General features: G+C 59.7%; 1 pseudogene and 1 other annotated feature. The pseudogene reads right to left on the bottom strand.

The window, feature by feature from the left end:
* A pseudogene (locus ACUHMQ_RS21475) lies at window positions 1-248 on the bottom strand (IS3 family transposase); the annotation flags it as partial.
* Window positions 74-190: a sequence feature (AL1L pseudoknot), on the bottom strand. Its footprint overlaps the pseudogene before it by 117 nt.

Here is a 248-nt window from a genome sequence, read left to right as displayed (position 1 = left end):
CTTCATCCCGCTGTGACCGTGCACTGCGTAGGAATGGATTCCGACTACGTGCCGCGTGGCGCCAGTAGCCAGAAGGGGCAACCTGCAAGACCTTGCAGATCGGCTCGACCCCAAGGGCGCTCCGGTGAGCGTCGATGAACGATTTTATGGCTTGAACCGGCGGTCGAGCTCCGCCTGGGCGAAATAAGCACTGGCCAAGCGCAGAATTTCATTCGCCTTACGCAGCTCTCGGACTTCGCGTTCCAGAT

The sequence above is a fragment of the Chitinimonas violaceus genome (assembly GCF_052601015.1).
The sequence above is the reverse complement of the archived record's forward strand: the minus strand, read 5'-3'. Positions and strand labels throughout refer to the sequence as shown.